This window comes from Burkholderia orbicola (assembly GCF_900100915.1).
Classification (GTDB): Bacteria; Pseudomonadota; Gammaproteobacteria; order Burkholderiales; family Burkholderiaceae; genus Burkholderia; species Burkholderia orbicola.
Genome location: NZ_FNKW01000003.1, coordinates 1,000,415 through 1,020,853 on the forward strand (window position 1 = coordinate 1,000,415; position 20,439 = coordinate 1,020,853).

Genomic DNA, 20,439 nt, shown 5'->3' on the forward strand with positions numbered 1-20,439 from the left:
ATCCACCAACCCGATCGCACGGGTCGCGGGCACGGGCCGCCCGCCGGACAGTTCAAATAGTGAGAAAGGAGCACAAGGTGGATATTCTGCGCAGTCTCCTCGGCATGCTGTTTCTGTTGCTGGTCGCGTATCTGCTGTCGAACAACCGTCGTGCGGTCAGCGCGCGGACCATGATCGCCGCGCTGCTCACGCAGTTCGCGATCGGTGCGCTCGTCCTGTTCGTGCCGTCGGGCCGCGCGGCGCTGGCCGGGGCCGCGAACGGCGTCAACCGCGTGCTCGACATGGGCAATCACGGCATCGCGTTCGTGTTCGGCGGGCTGGTCGACGCGCGCATGTTCCAGTTGTTCGGCGACGGCGGGTTCGTGTTCGGCCTGCGCGTGCTGCCGATGATCATCTTCGTCACCGCGCTGATCTCGGTGCTGTACTACATCGGCGTGATGAAGTGGATCGTCGCGATCCTCGGCGCGGGGTTGGCGAAGGTGCTCGGCGTGAGCCGCATCGAGGCATGCTCGGCCGTCGCGACGATCTTCCTCGGGCAGAGCGAGATGCCCGCGCTCGTGAAGCCGTTCGTGCGCAACATGACGAGCGCCGAGATCTTCACGGTGATGGCGAGCGGGATGGCGTCGGTCGCGGGCTCGGTGCTGGTCGGCTATGCCGGCCTCGGCGTGAAGATGGAGTACCTGCTCGCCGCGTCGTTCATGGCGGTGCCGGGCGGGCTGCTGTTCGGCAAGCTGCTGTTTCCGACCGTCGAGCCGAGCCGCGTGGTGGTCGACGGCCTCGATTTCGACGACAAGCGCGCCGCCAACGTGATCGAGGCGGCCGCCTCCGGTGCATCGGTCGGCCTGCGCATCGCGATCAACGTCGGCGCGATGCTGATCGCGTTCGTCGGGCTCATCGCGCTGATGAACCTGATCGTGGGCGGCGCGGCCGCGTTCGCGGGCTTTCCGCAGGTGACGCTGGTCGGTATCATCGGCCACCTGTTCGCGCCGCTCGCGTGGATCATCGGCGTGCCGTGGCACGATGCGACGCTGGCCGGCAACTTCATCGGCGAGAAACTGATCTTCAACGAATTCGTCGCGTACGGCGACCTGTCGCCGTATCTGAAGGGCGGCGCGCACGCGGCGGCGGCCGGCCTGCAGGTGCTCGACCCGAAGACGCTCGCGATCGTGTCGTTCGCGCTGTGCGGCTTCGCGAACTTCTCGTCGATCGCGATTCTCGCGGGCGGCTTCAGCGCGGTCGCGCCCGAGCGCCGCTCGGACGTCGCGCGGCTCGGCTTGCGCGCGCTGACGGCCGCGACGCTGTCGAACCTGATGAGCGCGGCGATTGCCGGCCTGTTCTTTTCGCTGCATTGAACCGTGCAGTCGACTCCGATCGAAGCGAGGCAACGATGTTTCTACCGCAGGAATTCATTCGCAGGAAGCGCGACGGGCAGCCGCTCGATCGCGACGGCATGGCCGCGTTCGTGCGCGGCGTGACCGACGGCAGCGTGACCGAGGGCCAGGTGGCCGCGTTCGCGATGGCCGTGTATTTCAACGACCTGAGCACCGACGAGCGCATCGCGCTGACGCTCGCGCAGCGCGATTCGGGCGACGTGCTCGACTGGCGCGCGCTCGATCTCGGCGGGCCGGTGATCGACAAGCATTCGACGGGCGGCGTCGGCGATGTCGTGTCGCTGATGCTCGGGCCAATGGTGGCGGCGTGCGGCGGCTACGTGCCGATGATCTCGGGGCGCGGGCTCGGCCATACCGGCGGCACGCTCGACAAGTTGAGCGCGATTCCCGGTTACGACGTGATGCCCGATACGGATGCGTTTCGCCGCACGGTGCGCGAGGTCGGCGTCGCGATCATCGGCCAGACCGCGCGGCTCGCGCCGGCCGACAAGCGCATCTATGCGATCCGCGACGTGACGGCGACCGTCGAATCGGTCGCGATGATCACCGCGTCGATCCTGTCGAAGAAGCTCGCGGCGGGGCTCGACGGGCTCGTGATGGACGTCAAGGTCGGCTCCGGCGCGTTCATGCCGACCGCGGAGAAATCGGCGGAACTGGCGCGCAGCATCGTCGACGTCGGCAATGGCGCCGGCATGAAGACGACCGCGATCCTCACCGACATGAACCAGTCGCTCGCGCCGTGCGCGGGCAATGCGCTCGAGGTCGCGTGCGCGATCGAGTACCTGACGGGCAAATCGCGTCCCGCACGTTTGCACGACGTGACGATGGCGCTGTCGGCGGAGCTGCTCGTCACCGGCGGGCTGGCGCGCGATGCCGCCCATGCGCGCGAGAAGCTGCAGCAGGCGCTCGATTCGGGCGCGGCCGCCGAGCGTTTCGCGCGCATGGTCGTCGCGCTCGGCGGCCCGGCCGACCTGCTCGACGCGCCCGCACGGCATCTGGCGCGGGCGGCGGTGATCGTGCCGGTTCCTGCGCCCGCGAGCGGCGTGGTGCAGCGGGTCGATTGCCGCGCGCTCGGGCTCGCGGTGGTCGCGCTCGGCGGCGGCCGCACGCGCGCCGAGGACGCGATCGACGTCAGCGTCGGCCTGTCGGCGCTTGCCGAGATCGGGCAGCGCATCGAGGCCGGCGAGCCGCTGGGTTTCGTGCACGCCCGCGACGAAGCGGCCGCGGCGCACGCGGTGGACGCGATCCGCCGCGGCTACGTGCTCGGCGAGACCGGCGAAGCGCCGCCGACCCTTTACCAGCGCGTCGACTGACCGCGCTCCCGGAGGCTTCACCACGATGGAACGAGACGAACTGATCGAACAGGCGAAGGCGGCGCGCGAACGCGCGTATGCGCCGTATTCGCGCTTCAAGGTCGGCGCGGCGCTGCTGGCGCGCGACGGGACGGTCTTCCACGGCTGCAACGTCGAGAACGCGTCGTACGGCCTGTGCAATTGCGCGGAACGCACGGCGCTGTTCGCGGCGATCGCCGCCGGCTATCGGCCCGGGGATTTCGCGCGGCTCGCGGTGGTGGGCGACACGGACGGCCCGATCGCGCCGTGCGGCGCATGTCGTCAGGTGATCATCGAGATCGGCAAGCCCGACATCGAAGTGATCCTCACGAACCTGAAAGGGGCCGTCGAGATCACGACGGCCCACGCATTGCTGCCGGGCGCATTCACGCTGTAGCGGCGCGCGCCGCGGCGCGCCGCGCGTTACGCGCTGTCGCGCACGTCGCGAATCGGGATCACGGTGCGCGCGCCGCACTGGCGCAGCAGGTCGCGCAGCTCGTTGATGACCGGAAACACCTCGTGGTTCCAGTCGGCGCCTTGGGCGTCGTGCGCTTCCTGTTCGCGTTCGACGATCCAGCGATCCTCGCGGAAGATCCGCTCGGTGAACCACACGAGCAGCGGCCATGCGAGATCGAGTGCGAACGGGATGCCGGGCTTGTGGATCGACAGTAGCCCGAACGTGCGGTTGGTGCGCTGCTCGGCGTCGAGCGGCACGTAGACGATCCACAGGTCCATCACGAGCGTGCCTTCGCTCGAGCGAATCTGCAGCGTCTGGTACGGGTAGCCGGTGCGCACCGTCATCACGCTCTTGTCGGACTGGTCGGCCGGCTTCTTGCTCGCGCCGAACACGAGCGCCTCGCCGACCGGCTGCTTGCCTTCCATCCGCGCGAACGTGTAGTCGACCTCGACCCAGTCGTCGCCGCGGCGGCGGCCTACCGAGCGCGCGCGCATCTGCCCCATCTGCTTGCGATGCAGGAACTGATGGTTCATGTCCATCAGGTTCTCGTGCATGAACGAGTAGTGGCACTTGACCTCGCGACCGAAGCGGCGCGTCTTGTACGCGGGGTTGTCCGCCGATTCGAGCGCGGGGAACGGCCGTGTTTCGGCGAGCGTGGCGTCGCCCGGAAACACGAAGATCAGCCCGTGCGCCTCGCGGCACGGATACGCGCGCACGCCGTTGGGCAAGCGCTCGCGGCCGAGGTAGGGCACGTCGACGCAACGGCCGCTGTCGCACGCGTAGGTCCAGCCGTGATAGCAGCAGCGCAGCGTTTCGCCGCTCACGACGCCCGCGTGCAGCGGCACCTGGCGGTGCGCGCAACGATCTTCGAGCGCATACACGGCGCCCGATTCGGTGCGCACGAGCACGATCGGATCGCCGGCGAAGCGCACGCCGAGCGTCTTGCCGCGCTTGAGCTCGCGCGACCACGCGAGCGGATACCAGTGATCCGGATGAATGGGCACGCGGCGCAGGTCGCGCACGACCGCGCCGGTGGACGGTTCTTCGAGGGTGTTGCTGTCAGGCAAAGGCACTGCGCGCATGCGTGACGCCTCCTGGCTGGGCGGGTGGTCCGGGTGCCGCATCATGCGGCGGGGATCAGGAGAAGTCTACGCGAAGTTGCCGACCCCGGCGGATGCGATGCGGGTTTGCCCCGGCATCGCGTCCGCCGATTCGTTGATGTGGCGCAAAGAGGCCCCCGCCGATGCGTGACGGTCGTGGCGCGGTGGTGCGGCGGGTGGTATGCCGTCATGCGGCGAGCGGACGGTCACCAGCGGCTCACGAGCGCGCTTCGCGCCACAGCACCGGGTCGGTACGGTACAGCGCCGGGAAGTACTGCTTCAGTCCGGCGACCTTCGGCAGGTCGTTGAACGCGATGTACGGCGCATCGGGATGCAGTTCGAGATAGTTCTGGTGATAGGCCTCGGCCGGATAGAAGCCCTTGTAGGCCTCGACGCGCGTGACCACGGGCGCCGGAAACGCATGCGCGGCGCCGAGCTGCGCGATGTACGCGGTCGCGACCGCGCGTTGCTGCGCGGTGGTCGGGAAGATCGCGGAGCGGTACTGCGAGCCTTCGTCGGGGCCTTGCCGGTTCAGTTGGGTCGGGTCGTGCGCGACCGAGAAGAACACCTGCAGCAGCCGGCCGTACGTGATCTGCGTCGGGTCGTAGACGATCCGCACCGATTCCGCGTGCCCCGTCAGCCCCGAGCCGACGAGCGCGTAGTGCGCGGTTTCGGACGCGCCGCCCGCATAGCCGGCGGTGACCTGCTTCACGCCCTTCACGTGTTCGAATACGCCCTGTACGCCCCAGAAGCAGCCGCCGGCGAGCACGGCCGTTTCGTCGTGCGACGCGCCGGGCGTTTCGTCGAGCGTCGCTGCAGGCACGGTGCGCATCGGCTCGGCGGAATTGACGATGCGCTGGTAGCCGAATACGGCCGCCGCCGCGACGGCGATGGCGCCGATGCGGCGCAGCATGACCGCGCGCCGGCGGGCGGCGGCATCGCGGGTCGGGATCGGGATCATGTTTTGCTCCTTCGGAATGCGTTGAAAAAGACGGTGCTCGGATCGCGGCGGCGTGTGCGATCAACCGAACGTGAAGGCGTACGCATCGACGCCCGGATCGAGGAACTCGATCGCGAACGTGCGATCGGCGATCGCGCCGGGCTGGCGGACGAGCTGGTACAGGCGCTGGCCGGTGACGGTGCCGTAGCCTTGCGCGTCGACGTCGGCGCCATGCGCGGCGCCGGGCGCCGTGCCGTCGAGCGTCACGCGAAAGCGCACGGGCCGGCCGTTCGCGCCCGGACCGAGCACGAGATGCAGATCGCGTGCATGGAAGCGGTAGACGATCCGGCCATCCGGCGCGGCGAGTGCCGCGCGTTCGGCGCCGACGCTCCACGTGCCGGCGAGGCCCCAGCCGTTGAGATCCGGCTGAGCCGGCGCGTCGTAGCGGTGCGCCGCATCGCGCACGACGCCGCCCGGCGACGCGAAGCTTTCCGCGCGGGCATAGCCGACGTAGGTCTCGGGCGAACGGACGTCCGCGCTGTCGGCCGCCGCGAGCGCACCCTTCGCGGGGGCGCCGGCGAGCCCGAGCGGCACGTTCAGCGCGTCCGGATGACCGGCTTCGGCGAGCAGCGACTGGATCGCGCGTTCGGACTGCACATATTCGCCTTCGCCGAAGTGGTGATGGCGGACCCGTCCCTGTGCGTCGATGAAGTAGTGCGCGGGCCAGTATTCGTTGTTGAACGCGCGCCAGATCGAATAGCCGTTGTCGATCGCGACCGGGTAGTCGATGCCGAGATCGTGCACGGCTTTCTTCACGTTGCCGATGTCGCGCTCGAACGCGAATTCCGGCGCGTGCACGCCGATCACGACGAGCCCGTACGGCGCGTACTTGCGTGCCCAGGCAGTCGTGTACGGCAGCGTGCGCAGGCAGTTAATGCACGAATACGTCCAGAAATCGACCAGCACGACCTTGCCGCGCAGCCCGGCCGCCGTCAGCGGCGGCGAGTTCAGCCACTGCACCGCGCCGTCGAGCGACGGCAGCGTGCCTTCGACGGGCAGCGCGGACGGGGTCGCGCCGACCGCACGCATCATCGCGCTGCCGGCCATCGCACCTTCGCCGGCCTGCTTGCCATCCGCGGCGGCAGCCATCATCGCGCCGCCCGCCACGTTGTCGGTGGCACCGGGTGCGGCCGTTGCCGCCGGCGCGCCGTTCGAGCGCCCGCCGAGGCGGTCGACGAGCTTCGTTTCGAGCCCGCCCGTGGTGACGGTCGACAGTTGCGCGAGGGCGCCCGTGTCGAGGCCGAGTGCGATCGCGCCGACGCCGGCCAGCAGCGCCGCGCCGATCCCGCGCCGGATCCATTCGCCGGCGCCGAGCGAACGCTTCATCGCGGCGAACACCTTGCCGCCGATCACGAGCGCGACGCCGAGCGACGTCGCCGCGCCGGCCGCATACGCGACGAGCAGCAGCGTCGTGCCGACGCTCGCGCCGCGCAGCGCGGCGCCGGTCAGCACGAGGCCGAGGATCGGGCCGGCGCAGGGCGCCCACAGCAGGCCCGTCGCGATGCCGAGCAGCAGCGACGACGCCGGGCCGGCCGCGCGGCCGTCGCGTTGCGCGAACCCGGTGAGCCGGTTGCCGGCGGCCACGAGCGGACGCGTCAGGTGTTCCGCGAAGCGTGGCATCAGCAGCGTCAGGCCGAACACCGCGAGCAGCACGATCGCGATCCAGCGGCCGGCCTGGTTGGCCTGCGCGACCCAGCCGCCGCCGACGGCGGCGAGCGTCGCGACGACGGCGAACGTGAGCGCCATGCCGGCGAGCAGCGGCAGGCCGGTGCGCACGAACGGCTGGTCGGCGCGCGCGAACACGAACGGCAGCACGGGCAGGATGCACGGGCTCAGGATCGTGAGCACGCCGCCGAGATAGGCAAGGACGATGAGCAGCATGATGCGTTCTCCAGTCGGTCGGGAGCGGGGCCGGATCAGGCGGCGGCCGGGTGGAAGGCGAGCGCCAGGCCGTTCATGCAGTAGCGCAGGCCGGTCGGCGCCGGGCCGTCGTCGAACACGTGGCCGAGATGGCCGCCGCAGCGACGGCAGTGCACTTCGGTGCGGACCATTCCGAACGACGCGTCGGCGTCGGTGCCGACCGCATGGTCGAGCGGCTTCCAGAAGCTGGGCCAGCCCGTATGGCTGTCGAACTTGGTGGCCGACGAGAACAGCGCGAGGTCGCAGCCGGCGCACGCGAACGTGCCGTGCCGGTGCTCGTCGTTCAGCGGGCTGGTGAACGGCCGCTCGGTGCCGGCTTCGCGCAGGACCGTGTATTGGGCGGGCGTGAGCCGGCGATGCCATTCGGCGTCGCTGAGGGTGATTTCGAACGGGGCGGCCTTCGATGAGCCGGCCGGCGGCGCGGCGAACGCGCGGCCGACCAGTGCGCGGCGGCCGGCGGACGACAGCGCCGCGAGCGCGGCGAGGCCGGTGGCGCCGGCGAACAGCAGATGTCTGCGGGTGGGCATGATGGGCTCCTGGAAGCAGGTCCTGAAAACATGCGCCCATCGTAGGCGGCGGCCGGTGTCGAAGTCCTCACGGAAAGTTAAATGAATCGTGATGTTTGGCCGGGGTACGGCCAGGTTCGCTGAAATCCCACTGGGCCCGCTCCGGCACGGCTGCCGGTGAGCCGCTGTTGACCGATCCCGACGGCTCGCTGCCGGCGGTGCAAAAACTCAACTGCGCGGCTGCTCGCTCTTGATAAAGGCAATCAGGGCACGCAGCGCCTGTGAAACATGGCGATGGCCGGGATAGTAAAGACGTAGCCCCGGAAAAGGGGCGCACCAGTCGTCAAGAACGCGTTCGAGGCGTCCGTCACGCAAGGGCTCGATGACGAGGTGGTCGGGGACGAAAGCGATGCCGATGCCGTCCATGGCGGCGTCGACCATCAGCGGTTGGTCCGTCAAGGTAAGCGAACCCGAGACATCGATGGTCTCGCTGACACCGCGCCGCTCGAATTCCCACTGGTAGATCGAACCGCTCTCGAAGCGAAAGCGAATACAGTCGTGTCGATAAAGATCGTGCGGCGTAGCGGGGCGTCCATGTGCAGCGAAATACGCGGGCGACGCGACTGCTGCGAAACGAACGTTGCCCATGAGCGGAATGGCCACCATGTCCTGCGGCACGGCCTCGGCCAGTCGAATGCCCGCGTCGAATCCCGCTGCAACGATGTCAGTGAGGCGGCCGTCGCTCACGATGTCGAGATGCACTTCCGGATACGACTTCAGGAAGCGCGCCAGGACGGGGCGCAGGATGAGGCGAATGGCGCCTTCGCTTGCGTTGATGCGCACGGTTCCGCTGGGAGCCGAGCGTAGATCGTCGACTTCGCGCATCGCTTCGTCGATGATCGAAACGGCTGGCCGGAGTTTGGCTGCCAGACGCTCGCCGGCCTCGGTGAGCGAGGTGCTGCGAGTCGTTCGATTCAGGAGCCGGACGCCCAGACGCCGCTCGAGCGCTTTCACCGAATGACTGACCGCCGACGGCGTGATCTCGAGTTCGGTCGCTGCGCCGCGAAAGCTTCGTCGTGCTGCAACCGCCAGGAACACGGTGAAAGAGAAAAAATCGACGTTCCTTGATTGGTGAGTAACTCTCATCGTGTCATCAAGCATTGGTGATCTTGTTTTGATACTAGGGGCTCCCTACACTGGGCGCAACTACTTCAGTCAAGGAGCGCCAGATGTCTCGAAAGATATTGATCACGGGTGCCAGTTCAGGCTTTGGTCGGGGTGCGGCAATCGAACTTGCGCGCCTCGGCCACCAAGTCGTCGCGACGGCCGAGACGTGGCCGCAGGTTCGCGGCCTGCGTGCGGATGCAGCGGAGGCCGGTGTGGTGCTGGAAGTGATCAAGCTGAATCTGCTCGACGCAATCGACATCGCTCACGCGGGCTCGTTCGATCCCGACGTCCTAGTGCTGAACGCCGGCGTCATGGAAGGCGGATCGATCGTCGACATCCCGATGCAACGCGTTCGGGAGTCCTTCGAAATCAACGTTTTCGGCCATCTTCAACTGGTGCAGGCGATCGTGCCGAAGATGGTGGGGCGCAGGTCCGGAAAAGTCGTATGGACCTCGTCGATGGGGGGCATTCTGGTTGTCCCGTTTGTCGGTGCCTACTGCGCGACCAAGCATGCGATCGAGGCCATCGCCGGGTCGATGAAAGCGGAACTCGAACCCTTTGGCGTCAAGGTCGCGACCGTGAATCCGGGCGTTTTCGGCACCGGATTCAACGACACCGGCGCCGAGAGCTACGTGCAGTGGTACGACGCCGATTCCGCCGTTGTGCCGATGCCGGATTTTGGCGACAGCCTGACGAACCAGGCCGACCCCAAGGAGATGATCGACGCCATGGTCGAGATCATTCCGGCCGATACGCATTTGTATCGAACCATGCGCCCGTTTGCGACGATTGACGCGGCGAAGCAGTGGCAAGAGACGGAGTGGACGCAAAATGCCTGAGCTCACGCTGGAGCGGGCGGACCGGATTGTGGCCCGGGGGCGTGCCGCGGCGCGGGACGCGGGACTCGATGCCGTGTTTGCCATTCTCGATACGGGTGCGCATTTGGTCGCTTTCTCGCGGATGGACGGGGCATGGCTTGCGTCGAATGAACTGGCAATAGCAAAGGCCCGGACGTCGGTGATGTTCCGGATGCCGAGCGAAGCGCTCGACGTGCCGCTGCAGGTAGGCCAGCCGTATCCACGCTTCGATCACATCCATGCAGGCGGGCTGTTGCTGATGGGAGGGGGCGTGCCTCTTTTCAATGGCGATGGCCAGCTGATCGGCGCACTCGGCGTGTCCGGCGGTACGCCCGAGCAAGATGCGGTACTTGCTCGGGCTGCGATTGCATGACAGCGGCTCGGGTTTGCTGCGCGCGACGTATCGCGGGGGGCGGCCGGTTGCCGGACCGCGTGCCGCTCGGGTCGAGCGGCACGTGTTGACCGGAACCGCATTCGGGCGCGGCCATGCATGCCTGTCGGCCGCCTGAGCAGCGCGTCATCCGGCCTCGTCCGATAGGGCGACGGGCGCTTCATACTGACCGCCGCGCTCCGCCGTCGACCCGTGACGCCGGTGGGAAGCGATGTCGGCGCCGAGCGCATGGAGAATCGATCGACCCTTCTTCGTCAGATGAGCACGTCGGCGGCCGGGCGCGCCATGTTCGAGCATGACGAGTTGTCGTTCGAGCAATGCATCGAGTTCGGCGCGATTCATGTCGAGCTGATCCGGCGCCTGGCACACCAGCATCAGCGTCGCGAATTCGTGCGGGCTCAGCATGGCTGCCTCCCGTCGCGCATGGAGCCGCCGCCCGCAGGCATGACGCGGAACAACGAAATAGGGTGCAGCATGCGTCCAAACCCGGCGACTCGACGGCGCGGCAGCTTCGGTCGGCCGATCGCAGCGGGTTGGGGCGCGCCGCGCAACGCGAATGGCTTGCGCTCGGCACGTACGCGAGCGCCGATTGGCGCGAAGCGACTCGTGCCGTTGCGCGCTTTCCGCAGGCCGGTCGGCAGACCCGTGACGACGCGGGCGGCGCGTCGTGGTCGGCGGCCGACCTCCGGCAGCCGATCGAAGATAAAGAAAGGATGGTTCATGATTCGCTCCCGGTTGGACCCCGCATGGAGGACGAACCGGACCACGCGCTCCAGTTCGTCGATCCGCGAGAGACCTCGCTGACAAACAAATCGAAACACGCAGCGCGTAAGCCGCGGCTGCTTGAGCGATACCCAAAATAGGATGGGAAGCGCGGATTTCAAGCGCCGTCGCGCGACGATTTGCGTGGCCCGCAGCAGTGACCGTCGAGGCCGTGTTGCCGCTCGTCACGGAGAGCCTCTCGACACAACCGCCGGTCGTGCGAACGCCGATTTCGCGATGAAACATTTTGTTACATATTGGGCGTTCGTCACCCTCTTGAAGCGTGCCTGCCCGCCACTATTTCGCTTTTCGCCAATCGATGGCACGCCGGCGCAGCGCAGCCCTTGCGCGTGCATGCGCCGACGGATTCCCTTTTCCAGGTGATCTCATCGCTCAGGAGATGAAAATGCAGATTCGTCCCCTCTACGACCGGGTTATCGTCAAGCGAATCGAACAGCAGCGGACGACGGCCTCCGGCATCGTGATTCCCGATTCGGCCGCCGAACGGCCCGAGCAGGGTGAAGTGATTGCAGTCGGCAGCGGCCGGCTGCTCCAGGACGGCTCGCAGCGCCCGCTGCAGCTCCAGGTCGGCGACCAGGTCCTCTTCGGCAAATATGCAGGCCAGACCGTGAAGGTGAACGGCGAGGAACTGCTCGTGATGCGCGAAGAGGACGTCATGGGCGTGCTCGAACCCGAATCGCCGGCCGCCAGGAAAGCGGCCTGAATGCCGATTCGACCGCGTCGCACGGGTGTGTGCCCGCTGCGCGCGGCATCCCGTTCAACGACTGTATCCGGAGCAAGAAAATGACTGCAAAAGACGTGAAATTCCGCGATGGCGCGCGCCAGCAGATCGTCAAGGGCGTGAACGTGCTGGCCGACGCGGTGAAGGTGACGCTCGGCCCGAAAGGCCGCAACGTCGTGATCGAGCGCGGCTTCGGCGCGCCGGTGATCACGAAGGACGGCGTGTCGGTCGCGAAGGAAATCGAGCTGAAGGACCGCTTCGAGAACATGGGCGCGCAGATCGTCAAGCAGGTCGCGTCGAAGACGGCCGACGTGGCTGGCGACGGGACCACCACCGCCACCGTGCTCGCGCAGGCGATCGTGCAGGAAGGCATGAAGCACGTCGCGGCCGGCATGAACCCGATGGATCTGAAGCGCGGTATCGACAAGGCCGTCGGCGCGGTGCTCGACGAGCTGCGCAAGCTGTCCCGGCCGATTTCGACCCACAAGGAAATCGCGCAGGTCGGCGCGATTTCCGCGAACTCGGACGAGGCGATCGGCAAGATCATCGCCGACGCGATGGAGAAGGTCGGCAAGGACGGCGTGATCACCGTCGAGGACGGCAAGTCGCTCGAGAACGAACTCGACGTGGTCGAAGGCATGCAGTTCGATCGCGGTTACGTGAGCCCGTATTTCATCAACGATCCGGCGAAGCAGGCGGCCTATCTCGACGACGCGCTGATTCTGCTGCACGACAAGAAGATCTCCAGTGTCCGCGACCTGCTGCCGATTCTCGAAGCGGCGTCCAAGGCCGGCAAGCCGCTGCTGATCGTCGCCGAGGACGTCGAGGCCGAAGCGCTCGCGACGCTCGTCGTGAATTCGATGCGCGGCATCCTGAAGGTCGCCGCCGTCAAGGCGCCGGGCTTCGGCGACCGACGCAAGGCCATGCTGGAGGATCTCGCGATCCTGACCGGCGCGACCGTCATCTCGGAGGAAACCGGCAAGCAGCTCGACAAGGCCACGCTGGAAGATCTTGGCAGTGCGAAGCGTGTCGAGGTGCGCAAGGACGACACGATCATCATCGACGGCGCGGGCGATGCGGCGCGCATCGAGGCGCGCGTGAAGTCGATTCGCGTTCAGATCGACGAAGCGACGAGCGACTACGATCGCGAGAAGCTGCAGGAGCGTGTCGCGAAGCTCGCGGGCGGCGTGGCGGTGATCAAGGTCGGCGCGGTTACCGAAGTCGAAATGAAGGAGAAGAAGGACCGCGTCGACGATGCGCTGCATGCGACGCGTGCGGCGGTCGAGGAGGGCATCGTGCCGGGCGGCGGCGTCGCGCTGCTGCGTGCGCGCGCGGCGCTGTCGGACATCCGGGGCGCGAATGCGGACCAGGATGCCGGCATCCGGATCGTGCTGCGTGCGCTGGAGGCGCCATTGCGTGTCATCGCGGCCAACGCCGGCGACGAACCGTCGGTCGTGATCTCGAAGGTGCTCGAAGGCAAAGGGAACTTCGGCTACAACGCGGCGACCGGCGAGTACGGCGATCTGGTGGACGCAGGCGTGGTCGACCCGACCAAGGTCACGCGTACTGCGCTGCAGAACGCTGCGTCGATCGCGAGCCTGGTGCTGACGACCGATGCGACCGTCGCCCAGGCGCCGAAAGAGGAGAGCGCCGAGTCGGCTCCCGCGCCCGAGCTCGGCTACTGACCGGCGTCGCAGGCCTGCCTGCGACCGTCGAACAGCCGCTGGCCGGAGCGGCTTTGGTCGGCGCGCGCGACAGTGGGGACGCGCCGCGCCGCTTTTTCATGTTTGCGAGACCGACCATGAAGCTCGAACTTTCGATCGATTCCAGGCCGCTGCACGTCGAACTCGACGACGTCATCGCCGGCCTGCTCGCCGCGCGGCTCGGCCTGCCGCCCGACGGCGACCATCGCGGCGCGATCGGCCGCTACCTCGGTGACGCGGCGGGGCCGTGGACGCTGGATGACGACCATATGCGCAAGCGTGTGATGCGCCGCCTGATTCTCGACATCGCCGATCCGACGCTGGTCATTCAGTACCTGATGGCCGACCAGACCGACCAGGCCGGGCCGGGCGAAGCGGGCGCCTGATGCGGGTCGAACGCGCGCGCACGGTCGGCGATGCATCAGGCATGCGGCTCCTGCCGCTTGGACGGTGCGTCGGCATCCAAGTCGCACGCCGATAGACGAGAACCCTCCCGCCCAACGGAACTTGTTTCCATTTCGGTATCCATATCAAATCGAAGCGACGCCCGCGATCACGCCCGGGCGTCCGTCGTCGCGCTTGCGTTCAGGCGCCGTCCGGCTTGCCTAGCTTGCGCCCCTGCGGGGCCGGCGGACCCGCGCCGAGTTCGGCACCCGTCACCGGGTCGCTGTTCGGGTCGGACGCGAGTCGCTGCGCCATCGCTTCGATGGCATCCGCTTGCTGCGCGTCGAGCATGCCTTCCGGAATACCGGTGCCGCCATCGACCGCCGGTTCGGCGGGACGGATTTCGAGTTCGCCGCCGTGGTTCCACGGGCCGACCAGCGGCGCCGCGTCCGGCTGCATCCGGAAGTACACGTGATCGTACGGCGTCTTCGGCGGCAGCTTGCCGGGCGGGAAGTTCGCGGTGATCGCATACAGCGCCTTCTCGAACGACATCTGGTGCGACACCTCGCGCGTCATCAGGAAGCCGAGCGCGTCGCGGATATCCGGATCGTCGGACACGTTGATCAGCCGCTCGTAGATGATCTTCGCGCGCGCTTCGGCCGCGATGTTCGAGCGCAGGTCGGCGGTCGGTTCGCCGATCGTGTCGATGTACGCGGCCGACCACGGCACGCCGCCCGAATTGGTCAATGGCGCGCCCGCGCCGTACAACACCTGTGTCACGTGGCTGTCGTTGCCCGCGCCGTGCAGCTTGCGGTACAGCTCGGCCTGTTCGTCGACCGCTTCGGCGAGTTCGCCTTTGGCGCCGCGGTTGAGCATCGCGGCCATCGAGCCGATCACCTCCAGGTGGCTGAGTTCCTCGGTCGCGATGTCGAGCAGCATGTCCTTGCGGCCGGGGTCTTCCTCGGTGATCGCCTGCGTGAAGTAGCGCATCGCGGCGGCGAGTTCGCCCTGCGGGCCGCCGAACTGCTCGAGTAGCAGGTTGGCGAGGCCGGGATTCGGCGCGCCCACGCGCACCGTGTACTGAAGCCGTGTGTTGTGGATGAACATGGCATCTCCGTGGAAAGGGTTGCGCGACATTCGCCGTGGCGAAACAGCACGAATCGATCCCGTGCGGATGACGAAGGCGCGACCGGTTCGCAACGAGGCGCTTCTCGCGTACGGAGCGGACTGCCGCCGATGCAAGGACGCGGCACACGGGAGGGGCGGCGTCGGCTGCAGTACGAGCGTGCATCGCGTGACCTGCAACCCTCGCTGCCGGATTTTCAAGCGGTTGCATTTGTCGGCACGATGGCCGGGCAGATGATCAGGTGGGGCTTCATGGGGTGCCGGAGTCTGGCCTGGGCGCACGGGCTCGTCACGACGACGCCTGCGTTCGTCGCCGTCGGGATGGGCGGCGATTCGATACGGGCGCGCGTGATCGACCAGGTCGCGCTGTCCGTCGTGTTGCCGGTATCGATGCTGGCGCTGGCTTGATGCTGCGGCCGGCGTGACGTCATGGGCGCCTTCACGAGCGCACGCATGGCGCGCCGGGAGCGCTCGGCGCGACTGCCGCCGTCGTCGGCATGAAGGTCATGTTGCCGGCGCGGCCCGACCGGCGCCGGCCGGTGTGTCGGTTCATCGCGCTTTCAGCATTTCGTCGGCAAGCCGATAGGCGCTGACCGCGCGCTTCGATTCGTAGTCGGCGATCGTCGACACGTTGCGCCCGGCGTCGCGCGACAGCAACCCTTGCAACGCGGCGGCGGCGAAGAAATCGCGCAGGTCCGGCGTCGTGGATTTCGGCTCGGGCGGAGCGGTTTCGACGAGCGGCCCCGCTTTCCAGAAAACGGGCGACGGCGTGGCTGCCTTGGAGACGGCGGCGGTTTGCTTGATGCTCACATCCTGGGAAAACGGCGTCATTTCTTCCCCTTCGATTCGGTATCTGTTGGCGAAGCAGCGTAACGTCCCCGATTGCATGAGCGAGCATCGTTTCGTTTTGTTTTTGAGCGGTACTAATCGCTTGATCGACGCGAATATTCGCTGTTAATACGGTATTCGTCAAAGAAAATAAATTGGTTTCGACGGCCCGAAGCGGGAGCACGATTCGTTCCCGCTGGCAGTCGAGGAAACCCGTCGCGTTTCGCAAGCCGAGGTGGATGGTATGTCGGCACGAATGACGTTCCGGTGACACCCCGACGTGCGGCCGCGGCGGTCTTTGCGGGGTATCTCGACGCCCCCGCGCGCACATGCCCCGGGCCCTTTACCACACGAGGATTGCAAGCCTTCAGTCAGGGGCAGTCGCGCGCTTGCCGGTGCCGTACAATGCGCACGGAAGCACAGGGGGAAGTATCACGAGCGGGATCGTGGGACGACCGGACGAGGGCGATACGACCCGGTATCGCTCGGCGTCCGGTACACGAGGTCCCACAACACCATCAGGAGAAGTCAATGGCACGGCAAGCGCCTACGCACAAGGAGCGGCCTGCATCGCCCGCGACGTTGAAGAGCGATCTGTCGTTTCCGGTCGTGGGCATCGGTGCGTCGGCGGGCGGTACGATGGCGTTGCAGACCTTTTTCGAGAGCGCGCCGACGAACATGGACATGGCGTTCGTCGTCGTCGTCCATCTAGCGCCGGAGCAGGTCAGTCATATGGACGCCGTCCTGCAGCGCACGACGGGCATGCCGGTGCATCAGGTGACGTCCACGGTCCCGATCGAAAAAAACCACATCTACGTGATCGCACCGGGCATGCAGCTCGAGATGTTGGACGGTTGCCTTCGCTGCCGCAGTCGGGAGCAGTCCGACGACGCTCCGTTCACGATCGACCACTTCTTTCGGACGCTGGCGGACGCGCACGACTGGCGCGCGATCGGCATCGTGATGTCCGGCACCGGCTCCGACGGCGCGGCAGGCTTGAGCCGCATCAAGGAGGCGGGCGGCATCACGCTCGCGCAGACACCGGACGACGCCGAGCATGCGGAGATGCCGCAGCACGCGATTGCCATGGCGCGCGTCGATATCGTGCTGCCGGCGGCCGACATGCCGCAACGGCTGCTCGATCTCTGGTCGAATGCGCGCCGCATCGAACAGCAAAGCCTGGAATTCACGCAATCGCTGCACAGCGTCGATCGCCCGACGGCCAACGATCCCGAACGGGCACTCTCCGACATTCTGATGCACCTGCGGGTACGCACCGGCCACGATTTCAGGCTATACAAGCGGGCCACGGTGCTGCGGCGGATCGAGCGGCGCATGCAGGTCAACGGCCAGCGCGATCTCCTCGCGTACCGGGATTTCCTGCGGGCCGCGCCGGACGAGGCGAACGCGCTGCTGGCGGACATGCTGATCGGGGTGACCCAGTTCTTCCGCGATCGCGAGGCGTTCGATTTCCTCGAACGGGAAGTGATCGGCTCGTTGTTCGCGGCGGAATCCGGCGAGGAGCAGGTACGTGTGTGGGTGGCCGGATGTGCGACCGGCGAAGAGGCGTACTCGATCTCGCTGTTGCTGGCGCGGGCGCGCGAGGCCGCGATGTCGAGCCAGGCCATCCAGGTATTCGCGACCGATATCGATGAAGCGGCGATCGTCCGCGCGCGAACCGGCTCCTATCCGCTGTCGATTGCGAGCGACGTGCCCGCCGGGCTGCTGCAGCGGTATTTCACGCGGGAAGGCGCGCACTATGTGATCGCGAAGGCGGTGCGCGAACGCATCCTGTTCGCCGCGCACAGCCTGCTGCGCGATCCGCCGTTCTCGCATCTCGACCTGATCTCGTGCCGCAACGTGCTGATCTATCTCGAGCGGGCGGTGCAGCGGCAAATCCTGGAGCTGTTCCATTTCGCGTTGCGCCCGAACGGCTACCTGTTTCTCGGCACCGCGGAATCTGCCGACGCGGCGGACGACCTGTTTTCCGTCGTGGACAAGAAGCGCCGGATCTACCGCGCCCGTGTCGTCACGCATCGCGCGAAGCCGGTCACGGGTTTTCCGCCGCTGTTCCAGATCGAAGCCGGCGCATCCGACGAGCGTGCTATACCGCAGCCCCCCCTGCGCGTGCCGGCCAGCCCGGCACAACGCAATTTCTCCTATTCGGAACTCCATCAGCGCGCGCTCGAAACGTATTCGCCGCCGAGCGTCATCATCGACAAGGAATCGAACGTCGTGCATCTGTCGGACAACGCCGGCCGGTTCCTCAGGCATGTCGGCGGCGAGCTGTCCAGCAACATCATGACGCTGGTGCTGCCGGATCTGCGCCTCGATCTGCGCACCGCGATCTTCCGTGCGCTGCAAACGGGCACGAGCGTGGAGGCGCGCCGGGTCAAGTGGGCACACGACACCCGCGTGTCGTGGATCAACATGACCGTCAGGCCGTTTCACGACAAGGTCGCGAACGCGGAATTCCTGCTCATCGTGTTCGACGAGGTGGCCGGCCGGATGACCGAGGAGGATCAGGCCGAGACGAGCGGGCAGGACCCGGTTCTGGCGCAGCTCGAACAGGAACTGCAGCACAGTCGCGAGCAGCTCGCGACGATCATCGAGCAGTACGAAACGTCCGTCGAGGAATTGAAGGCGTCGAACGAGGAGCTGCAGGCGATCAACGAAGAGCTGCGTTCCACGAGCGAGGAACTGGAAAGCAGCAAGGAGGAACTGCAATCGGTCAACGAGGAATTGACCACGGCCAACGCCGAAATGCAGGCGAGGATCGAAGACACCGCAAAGGCGAACGACGACCTCCACAACATCATCGCGTCGAGCGAGATCGCGACCGTGTTCGTCGACAAGGAAATCCGGGTCAAACGGTTTACGCCCAACGCCACGGCGATTTTCAATCTGATCGATACGGACCTGGGCCGGTCGCTGTTTCATATCACCCACGCGCTGCGGTATCCCACGCTGGCCGACGATGTCAGGCAGTCGTTTCAGTCGCTGCGGCTGATCGAGCGCGAGATCGAGAGCGAGGCCGGCCGGTGGTATCTGATGCGGTTGCTGCCCTATCGCACCGCGGACGACCACATCGACGGCGCGGTGATCACGCTGATCGACATCACCGACCGCCATCACGCGGAAGAGGCGGCGCGGGCGGGCGAGCAGCGCCTGCGTCTGGTCGCGCAGTCCACCAAGGACTACGCGATCATCATCCAGGACGGCCACGGCGCGATCGTGAGCTGGAACGCCGGTGCGGAGCGCATCTTCGGCTATACGGAAGAAGAGATGATCGGCCAGGACGTGGAGCTGATCTACGAACCCAACGATCGACAGGCGCTCGTGCCGATGCGCGAGCGCGAAGTCGCGACCCGGGAAGGGCGCGCGGACGACGAACGCTGGCACCGGACCAAGGACGGGCGGCGGATTTTCTGTAGCGGCGTCGTCACGCCGATTTCCGATACGTCGTTCAACGGATTCGCGAAGATCGTGCGCGACATGACGCTGCGCAAGCAGAGCGACGACGCGAACCGCGAAGCGCTCGCGCGGGAGCAGGCGGCACGCGAGCAGGCGCTCAGTTCGAACCAGCTGAAGGACGAGTTCATCGCCGTGCTGTCGCACGAGCTGAGGCATCCGCTCAACCTGATCGGCGTCAAGTCGGAAATGCTGCCGCGCCTGCCGGAAACGCGCGACATTCCCGCCGTGCGCGAAGCCGCGGACTCGATTCGGCAGGCCGTGCGTGCGCAGGCGCAGATCATCGACGACCTGCTCGATCTGTCGCGCATCCAGACCGGCAAGCTGGCGCTCGAACTGAACCGGGTCGATCTGACGGCGATGTTGCGCAGCATCGCGGATACCTGCGAGCGTGACGTGCACGCGCGCGGGCTGGTCCTCAAAACGGAGTTGCCGACGGAGCCGGCCATCGCGCTCGCCGATCCGGTGCGATGCGAGCAGATCTTCTGGAACCTGATGTCCAACGCGCTCAAGTACACGCAATCGCATGGCGAGATCGTCGTGCGTCTCGCGCATGAAGGGCGGATGCTGCGGGTCGACGTCGTCGACGACGGGCAGGGGATCGACGGCGATACGCTCCCGCATGTCTTCGACATGTTCCGGCAGGCGCCGCGCGACAGGACCCGCGGCGGTCTGGGCATCGGGCTGGCGCTGGTTCGGCAGCTCGTCGAAATGCATGGCGGCCGGATCGCCGCTGCGTCCGATGGACCGGGAGCCGGCACCACGATGACGGTATGGTTGCCGGCCGCATCGGACGAGCGTGCCGTGTCTTCCGGCAACGGCGCGGCGGAGGGGAGTATCGCCGGCCTTCGCGTGCTGCTGGTCGAGGACGACCAGGAGACGGCGCTGTCGCTCACGACGCTGCTGGAACTGGCGGGGGCAATGGTCACCACCGCGAAGAGCGGGGCCGAGGCGCTGGAGCGGCTGCCGCAGACGCCAGTCGACGCCGTCGTGTCCGACATCGGGCTGCCCGACATGGATGGTTACGAGTTGATTCGCCACATCAAGGCCGAGCCCCGCTGGGCCACGCTGCGGACCGTTGCGCTGACGGGCCGTAATCGCCAGGACGATGTCCGGGCCGCGGCGGAGGCCGGTTTCGACACCCATCTGTCCAAGCCGCTGGATTTCGGGATGTTGCTCGCGGCGCTCGGCGACGCACATTAGCCGACCGGTGACGACCCGCGCGTGCGTCGCGGGTCGTTCGCGCCGCGCCTTCCGTCGGCGGGTTGCATCAACCGCCATCCGACCCGCATTGCCTCATCTGT

The 20,439-nt window shown here is 67.0% G+C and carries 19 protein-coding genes; 10 read left to right on the plus strand and 9 right to left on the minus strand.

What is annotated here, in order from left to right:
• Window positions 1–77: 77 nt before the first annotated feature.
• Genes BLS50_RS34400 through BLS50_RS34410 form a run of 3 tightly spaced genes read left to right on the plus strand, consistent with a single transcriptional unit; the run spans window position 78 to window position 3,119 of the window.
• Window positions 78–1,352 (plus strand): NupC/NupG family nucleoside CNT transporter, encoded by a 1,275-nt coding sequence (locus BLS50_RS34400; RefSeq protein WP_011545785.1) that lies wholly within the window; start codon window positions 78–80, stop codon window positions 1,350–1,352.
• Between the two features lie 35 nt (window positions 1,353–1,387).
• Window positions 1,388–2,704, plus strand: a complete 1,317-nt coding sequence (gene deoA, locus BLS50_RS34405) for a thymidine phosphorylase (RefSeq protein WP_074808478.1) — start codon at window positions 1,388–1,390, stop codon at window positions 2,702–2,704.
• A gap of 25 nt (window positions 2,705–2,729) precedes the next feature.
• Window positions 2,730–3,119 carry a cytidine deaminase gene (locus BLS50_RS34410; RefSeq protein WP_012337201.1) on the plus strand — a complete coding sequence of 130 codons (390 nt, stop codon included), beginning with the start codon at window positions 2,730–2,732 and terminating at the stop codon, window positions 3,117–3,119.
• A gap of 26 nt (window positions 3,120–3,145) precedes the next feature.
• Here the strand turns inward: BLS50_RS34410 and BLS50_RS34415 are convergent, their stop codons facing one another.
• From BLS50_RS34415 to BLS50_RS34435, 5 genes are all read right to left on the minus strand, one after another.
• Window positions 3,146–4,261 carry an aromatic ring-hydroxylating oxygenase subunit alpha gene (locus BLS50_RS34415; protein ID WP_011545782.1) on the minus strand — a complete coding sequence of 372 codons (1,116 nt, stop codon included), beginning with the start codon at window positions 4,259–4,261 and terminating at the stop codon, window positions 3,146–3,148.
• 235 nt (window positions 4,262–4,496) lie between these two features.
• On the minus strand, window positions 4,497–5,240 hold the full coding sequence (gene msrA, locus BLS50_RS34420; protein ID WP_027807586.1) for a peptide-methionine (S)-S-oxide reductase MsrA: 744 nt from the start codon (window positions 5,238–5,240) through the stop codon (window positions 4,497–4,499).
• A gap of 60 nt (window positions 5,241–5,300) precedes the next feature.
• Complete coding sequence (locus BLS50_RS34425) at window positions 5,301–7,160, minus strand: cytochrome c biogenesis protein DipZ (RefSeq protein ID WP_074808479.1); 1,860 nt, start codon at window positions 7,158–7,160, stop codon at window positions 5,301–5,303.
• Between the two features lie 35 nt (window positions 7,161–7,195).
• Entirely contained in the window at window positions 7,196–7,726 is a 531-nt protein-coding gene (gene msrB / locus BLS50_RS34430) for a peptide-methionine (R)-S-oxide reductase MsrB (RefSeq protein ID WP_074808481.1), read from the minus strand.
• 207 nt (window positions 7,727–7,933) lie between these two features.
• On the minus strand, window positions 7,934–8,866 hold the full coding sequence (locus tag BLS50_RS34435) for a LysR family transcriptional regulator (RefSeq protein WP_074808488.1): 933 nt from the start codon (window positions 8,864–8,866) through the stop codon (window positions 7,934–7,936).
• Between the two features lie 68 nt (window positions 8,867–8,934).
• Here BLS50_RS34435 and BLS50_RS34440 point away from each other — a divergent pair, with 68 nt between their 5' ends.
• Together BLS50_RS34440 and BLS50_RS34445 are read left to right on the plus strand one after the other, a co-directional pair.
• On the plus strand, window positions 8,935–9,711 hold the full coding sequence (locus BLS50_RS34440) for an SDR family oxidoreductase (protein WP_027809461.1): 777 nt from the start codon (window positions 8,935–8,937) through the stop codon (window positions 9,709–9,711).
• Window positions 9,704–10,102, plus strand: a complete 399-nt coding sequence (locus BLS50_RS34445; RefSeq protein WP_011545776.1) for a GlcG/HbpS family heme-binding protein — start codon at window positions 9,704–9,706, stop codon at window positions 10,100–10,102. Before BLS50_RS34440 ends, BLS50_RS34445 begins: the two co-directional genes overlap by 8 nt.
• 144 nt (window positions 10,103–10,246) lie before the next feature.
• On the opposite strand, the gene BLS50_RS34450 is transcribed toward BLS50_RS34445, so the two are convergent.
• Window positions 10,247–10,525, minus strand: a complete 279-nt coding sequence (locus BLS50_RS34450; protein WP_012337208.1) for a hypothetical protein — start codon at window positions 10,523–10,525, stop codon at window positions 10,247–10,249.
• The gene (locus BLS50_RS34455; protein WP_074808756.1) at window positions 10,519–10,842 is read right to left on the minus strand and encodes a hypothetical protein; all 324 of its coding nucleotides are present in this window, start codon (window positions 10,840–10,842) and stop codon (window positions 10,519–10,521) included. The genes BLS50_RS34450 and BLS50_RS34455 overlap by 7 nt, the downstream gene beginning before the upstream one ends.
• Window positions 10,843–11,288: 446 nt before the next feature.
• On the opposite strand from BLS50_RS34455, the gene BLS50_RS34460 reads away from it, so the two are divergent.
• The 3 genes from BLS50_RS34460 to BLS50_RS34470 all read left to right on the plus strand — a co-directional run bounded on the left by BLS50_RS34460 (window position 11,289) and on the right by BLS50_RS34470 (window position 13,713).
• On the plus strand, window positions 11,289–11,606 hold the full coding sequence (locus tag BLS50_RS34460) for a co-chaperone GroES (RefSeq protein ID WP_006482399.1): 318 nt from the start codon (window positions 11,289–11,291) through the stop codon (window positions 11,604–11,606).
• 80 nt (window positions 11,607–11,686) lie between these two features.
• Window positions 11,687–13,309, plus strand: a complete 1,623-nt coding sequence (groL, locus tag BLS50_RS34465) for a chaperonin GroEL (RefSeq protein WP_011545773.1) — start codon at window positions 11,687–11,689, stop codon at window positions 13,307–13,309.
• Between the two features lie 116 nt (window positions 13,310–13,425).
• Window positions 13,426–13,713: a hypothetical protein gene (locus BLS50_RS34470; protein WP_027809463.1), complete on the plus strand. Its 288-nt coding sequence runs from the start codon at window positions 13,426–13,428 to the stop codon at window positions 13,711–13,713.
• A 199-nt stretch (window positions 13,714–13,912) separates the two neighbouring features.
• On the opposite strand, the gene BLS50_RS34475 is transcribed toward BLS50_RS34470, so the two are convergent.
• Window positions 13,913–14,818, minus strand: coding sequence for a manganese catalase family protein (locus tag BLS50_RS34475; protein ID WP_027811247.1), 906 nt, complete (start codon window positions 14,816–14,818; stop codon window positions 13,913–13,915).
• Window positions 14,819–15,070: 252 nt separating this feature from the next.
• Here BLS50_RS34475 and BLS50_RS34480 point away from each other — a divergent pair, with 252 nt between their 5' ends.
• On the plus strand, window positions 15,071–15,244 hold the full coding sequence (locus tag BLS50_RS34480; RefSeq protein ID WP_256334295.1) for a manganese transporter: 174 nt from the start codon (window positions 15,071–15,073) through the stop codon (window positions 15,242–15,244).
• Between the two features lie 141 nt (window positions 15,245–15,385).
• On the opposite strand, the gene BLS50_RS34485 is transcribed toward BLS50_RS34480, so the two are convergent.
• Window positions 15,386–15,667: a hypothetical protein gene (locus tag BLS50_RS34485; protein ID WP_027809465.1), complete on the minus strand. Its 282-nt coding sequence runs from the start codon at window positions 15,665–15,667 to the stop codon at window positions 15,386–15,388.
• 528 nt (window positions 15,668–16,195) lie between these two features.
• On the opposite strand from BLS50_RS34485, the gene BLS50_RS34490 reads away from it, so the two are divergent.
• Window positions 16,196–20,338 carry a CheR family methyltransferase gene (locus BLS50_RS34490; RefSeq protein ID WP_074808491.1) on the plus strand — a complete coding sequence of 1,381 codons (4,143 nt, stop codon included), beginning with the start codon at window positions 16,196–16,198 and terminating at the stop codon, window positions 20,336–20,338.
• Window positions 20,339–20,439 lie beyond the last annotated feature (101 nt).

What these genes read in the sequence shown, in the direction of transcription:
- deoA (WP_074808478.1), top strand. Translation starts at nt 1,388, where the DNA reads ATGTTTCTACCGCAGGAATTCATTCGCAGGAAGCGCGACGGGCAGCCG.
- BLS50_RS34410 (WP_012337201.1), top strand. Translation starts at nt 2,730, where the DNA reads ATGGAACGAGACGAACTGATCGAACAGGCGAAGGCGGCGCGCGAACGC.
- BLS50_RS34415 (WP_011545782.1), bottom strand. Translation starts at nt 4,261, where the DNA reads ATGCGCGCAGTGCCTTTGCCTGACAGCAACACCCTCGAAGAACCGTCC.
- msrA (WP_027807586.1), bottom strand. Translation starts at nt 5,240, where the DNA reads ATGATCCCGATCCCGACCCGCGATGCCGCCGCCCGCCGGCGCGCGGTC.
- BLS50_RS34425 (WP_074808479.1), bottom strand. Translation starts at nt 7,160, where the DNA reads ATGCTGCTCATCGTCCTTGCCTATCTCGGCGGCGTGCTCACGATCCTG.
- msrB (WP_074808481.1), bottom strand. Translation starts at nt 7,726, where the DNA reads ATGCCCACCCGCAGACATCTGCTGTTCGCCGGCGCCACCGGCCTCGCC.
- BLS50_RS34435 (WP_074808488.1), bottom strand. Translation starts at nt 8,866, where the DNA reads ATGCTTGATGACACGATGAGAGTTACTCACCAATCAAGGAACGTCGAT.
- BLS50_RS34440 (WP_027809461.1), top strand. Translation starts at nt 8,935, where the DNA reads ATGTCTCGAAAGATATTGATCACGGGTGCCAGTTCAGGCTTTGGTCGG.
- BLS50_RS34445 (WP_011545776.1), top strand. Translation starts at nt 9,704, where the DNA reads ATGCCTGAGCTCACGCTGGAGCGGGCGGACCGGATTGTGGCCCGGGGG.
- BLS50_RS34450 (WP_012337208.1), bottom strand. Translation starts at nt 10,525, where the DNA reads ATGCTGAGCCCGCACGAATTCGCGACGCTGATGCTGGTGTGCCAGGCG.
- BLS50_RS34455 (WP_074808756.1), bottom strand. Translation starts at nt 10,842, where the DNA reads ATGAACCATCCTTTCTTTATCTTCGATCGGCTGCCGGAGGTCGGCCGC.
- BLS50_RS34460 (WP_006482399.1), top strand. Translation starts at nt 11,289, where the DNA reads ATGCAGATTCGTCCCCTCTACGACCGGGTTATCGTCAAGCGAATCGAA.
- groL (WP_011545773.1), top strand. Translation starts at nt 11,687, where the DNA reads ATGACTGCAAAAGACGTGAAATTCCGCGATGGCGCGCGCCAGCAGATC.
- BLS50_RS34470 (WP_027809463.1), top strand. Translation starts at nt 13,426, where the DNA reads ATGAAGCTCGAACTTTCGATCGATTCCAGGCCGCTGCACGTCGAACTC.
- BLS50_RS34475 (WP_027811247.1), bottom strand. Translation starts at nt 14,818, where the DNA reads ATGTTCATCCACAACACACGGCTTCAGTACACGGTGCGCGTGGGCGCG.
- BLS50_RS34480 (WP_256334295.1), top strand. Translation starts at nt 15,071, where the DNA reads ATGATCAGGTGGGGCTTCATGGGGTGCCGGAGTCTGGCCTGGGCGCAC.
- BLS50_RS34485 (WP_027809465.1), bottom strand. Translation starts at nt 15,667, where the DNA reads ATGACGCCGTTTTCCCAGGATGTGAGCATCAAGCAAACCGCCGCCGTC.
- BLS50_RS34490 (WP_074808491.1), top strand. Translation starts at nt 16,196, where the DNA reads ATGGCACGGCAAGCGCCTACGCACAAGGAGCGGCCTGCATCGCCCGCG.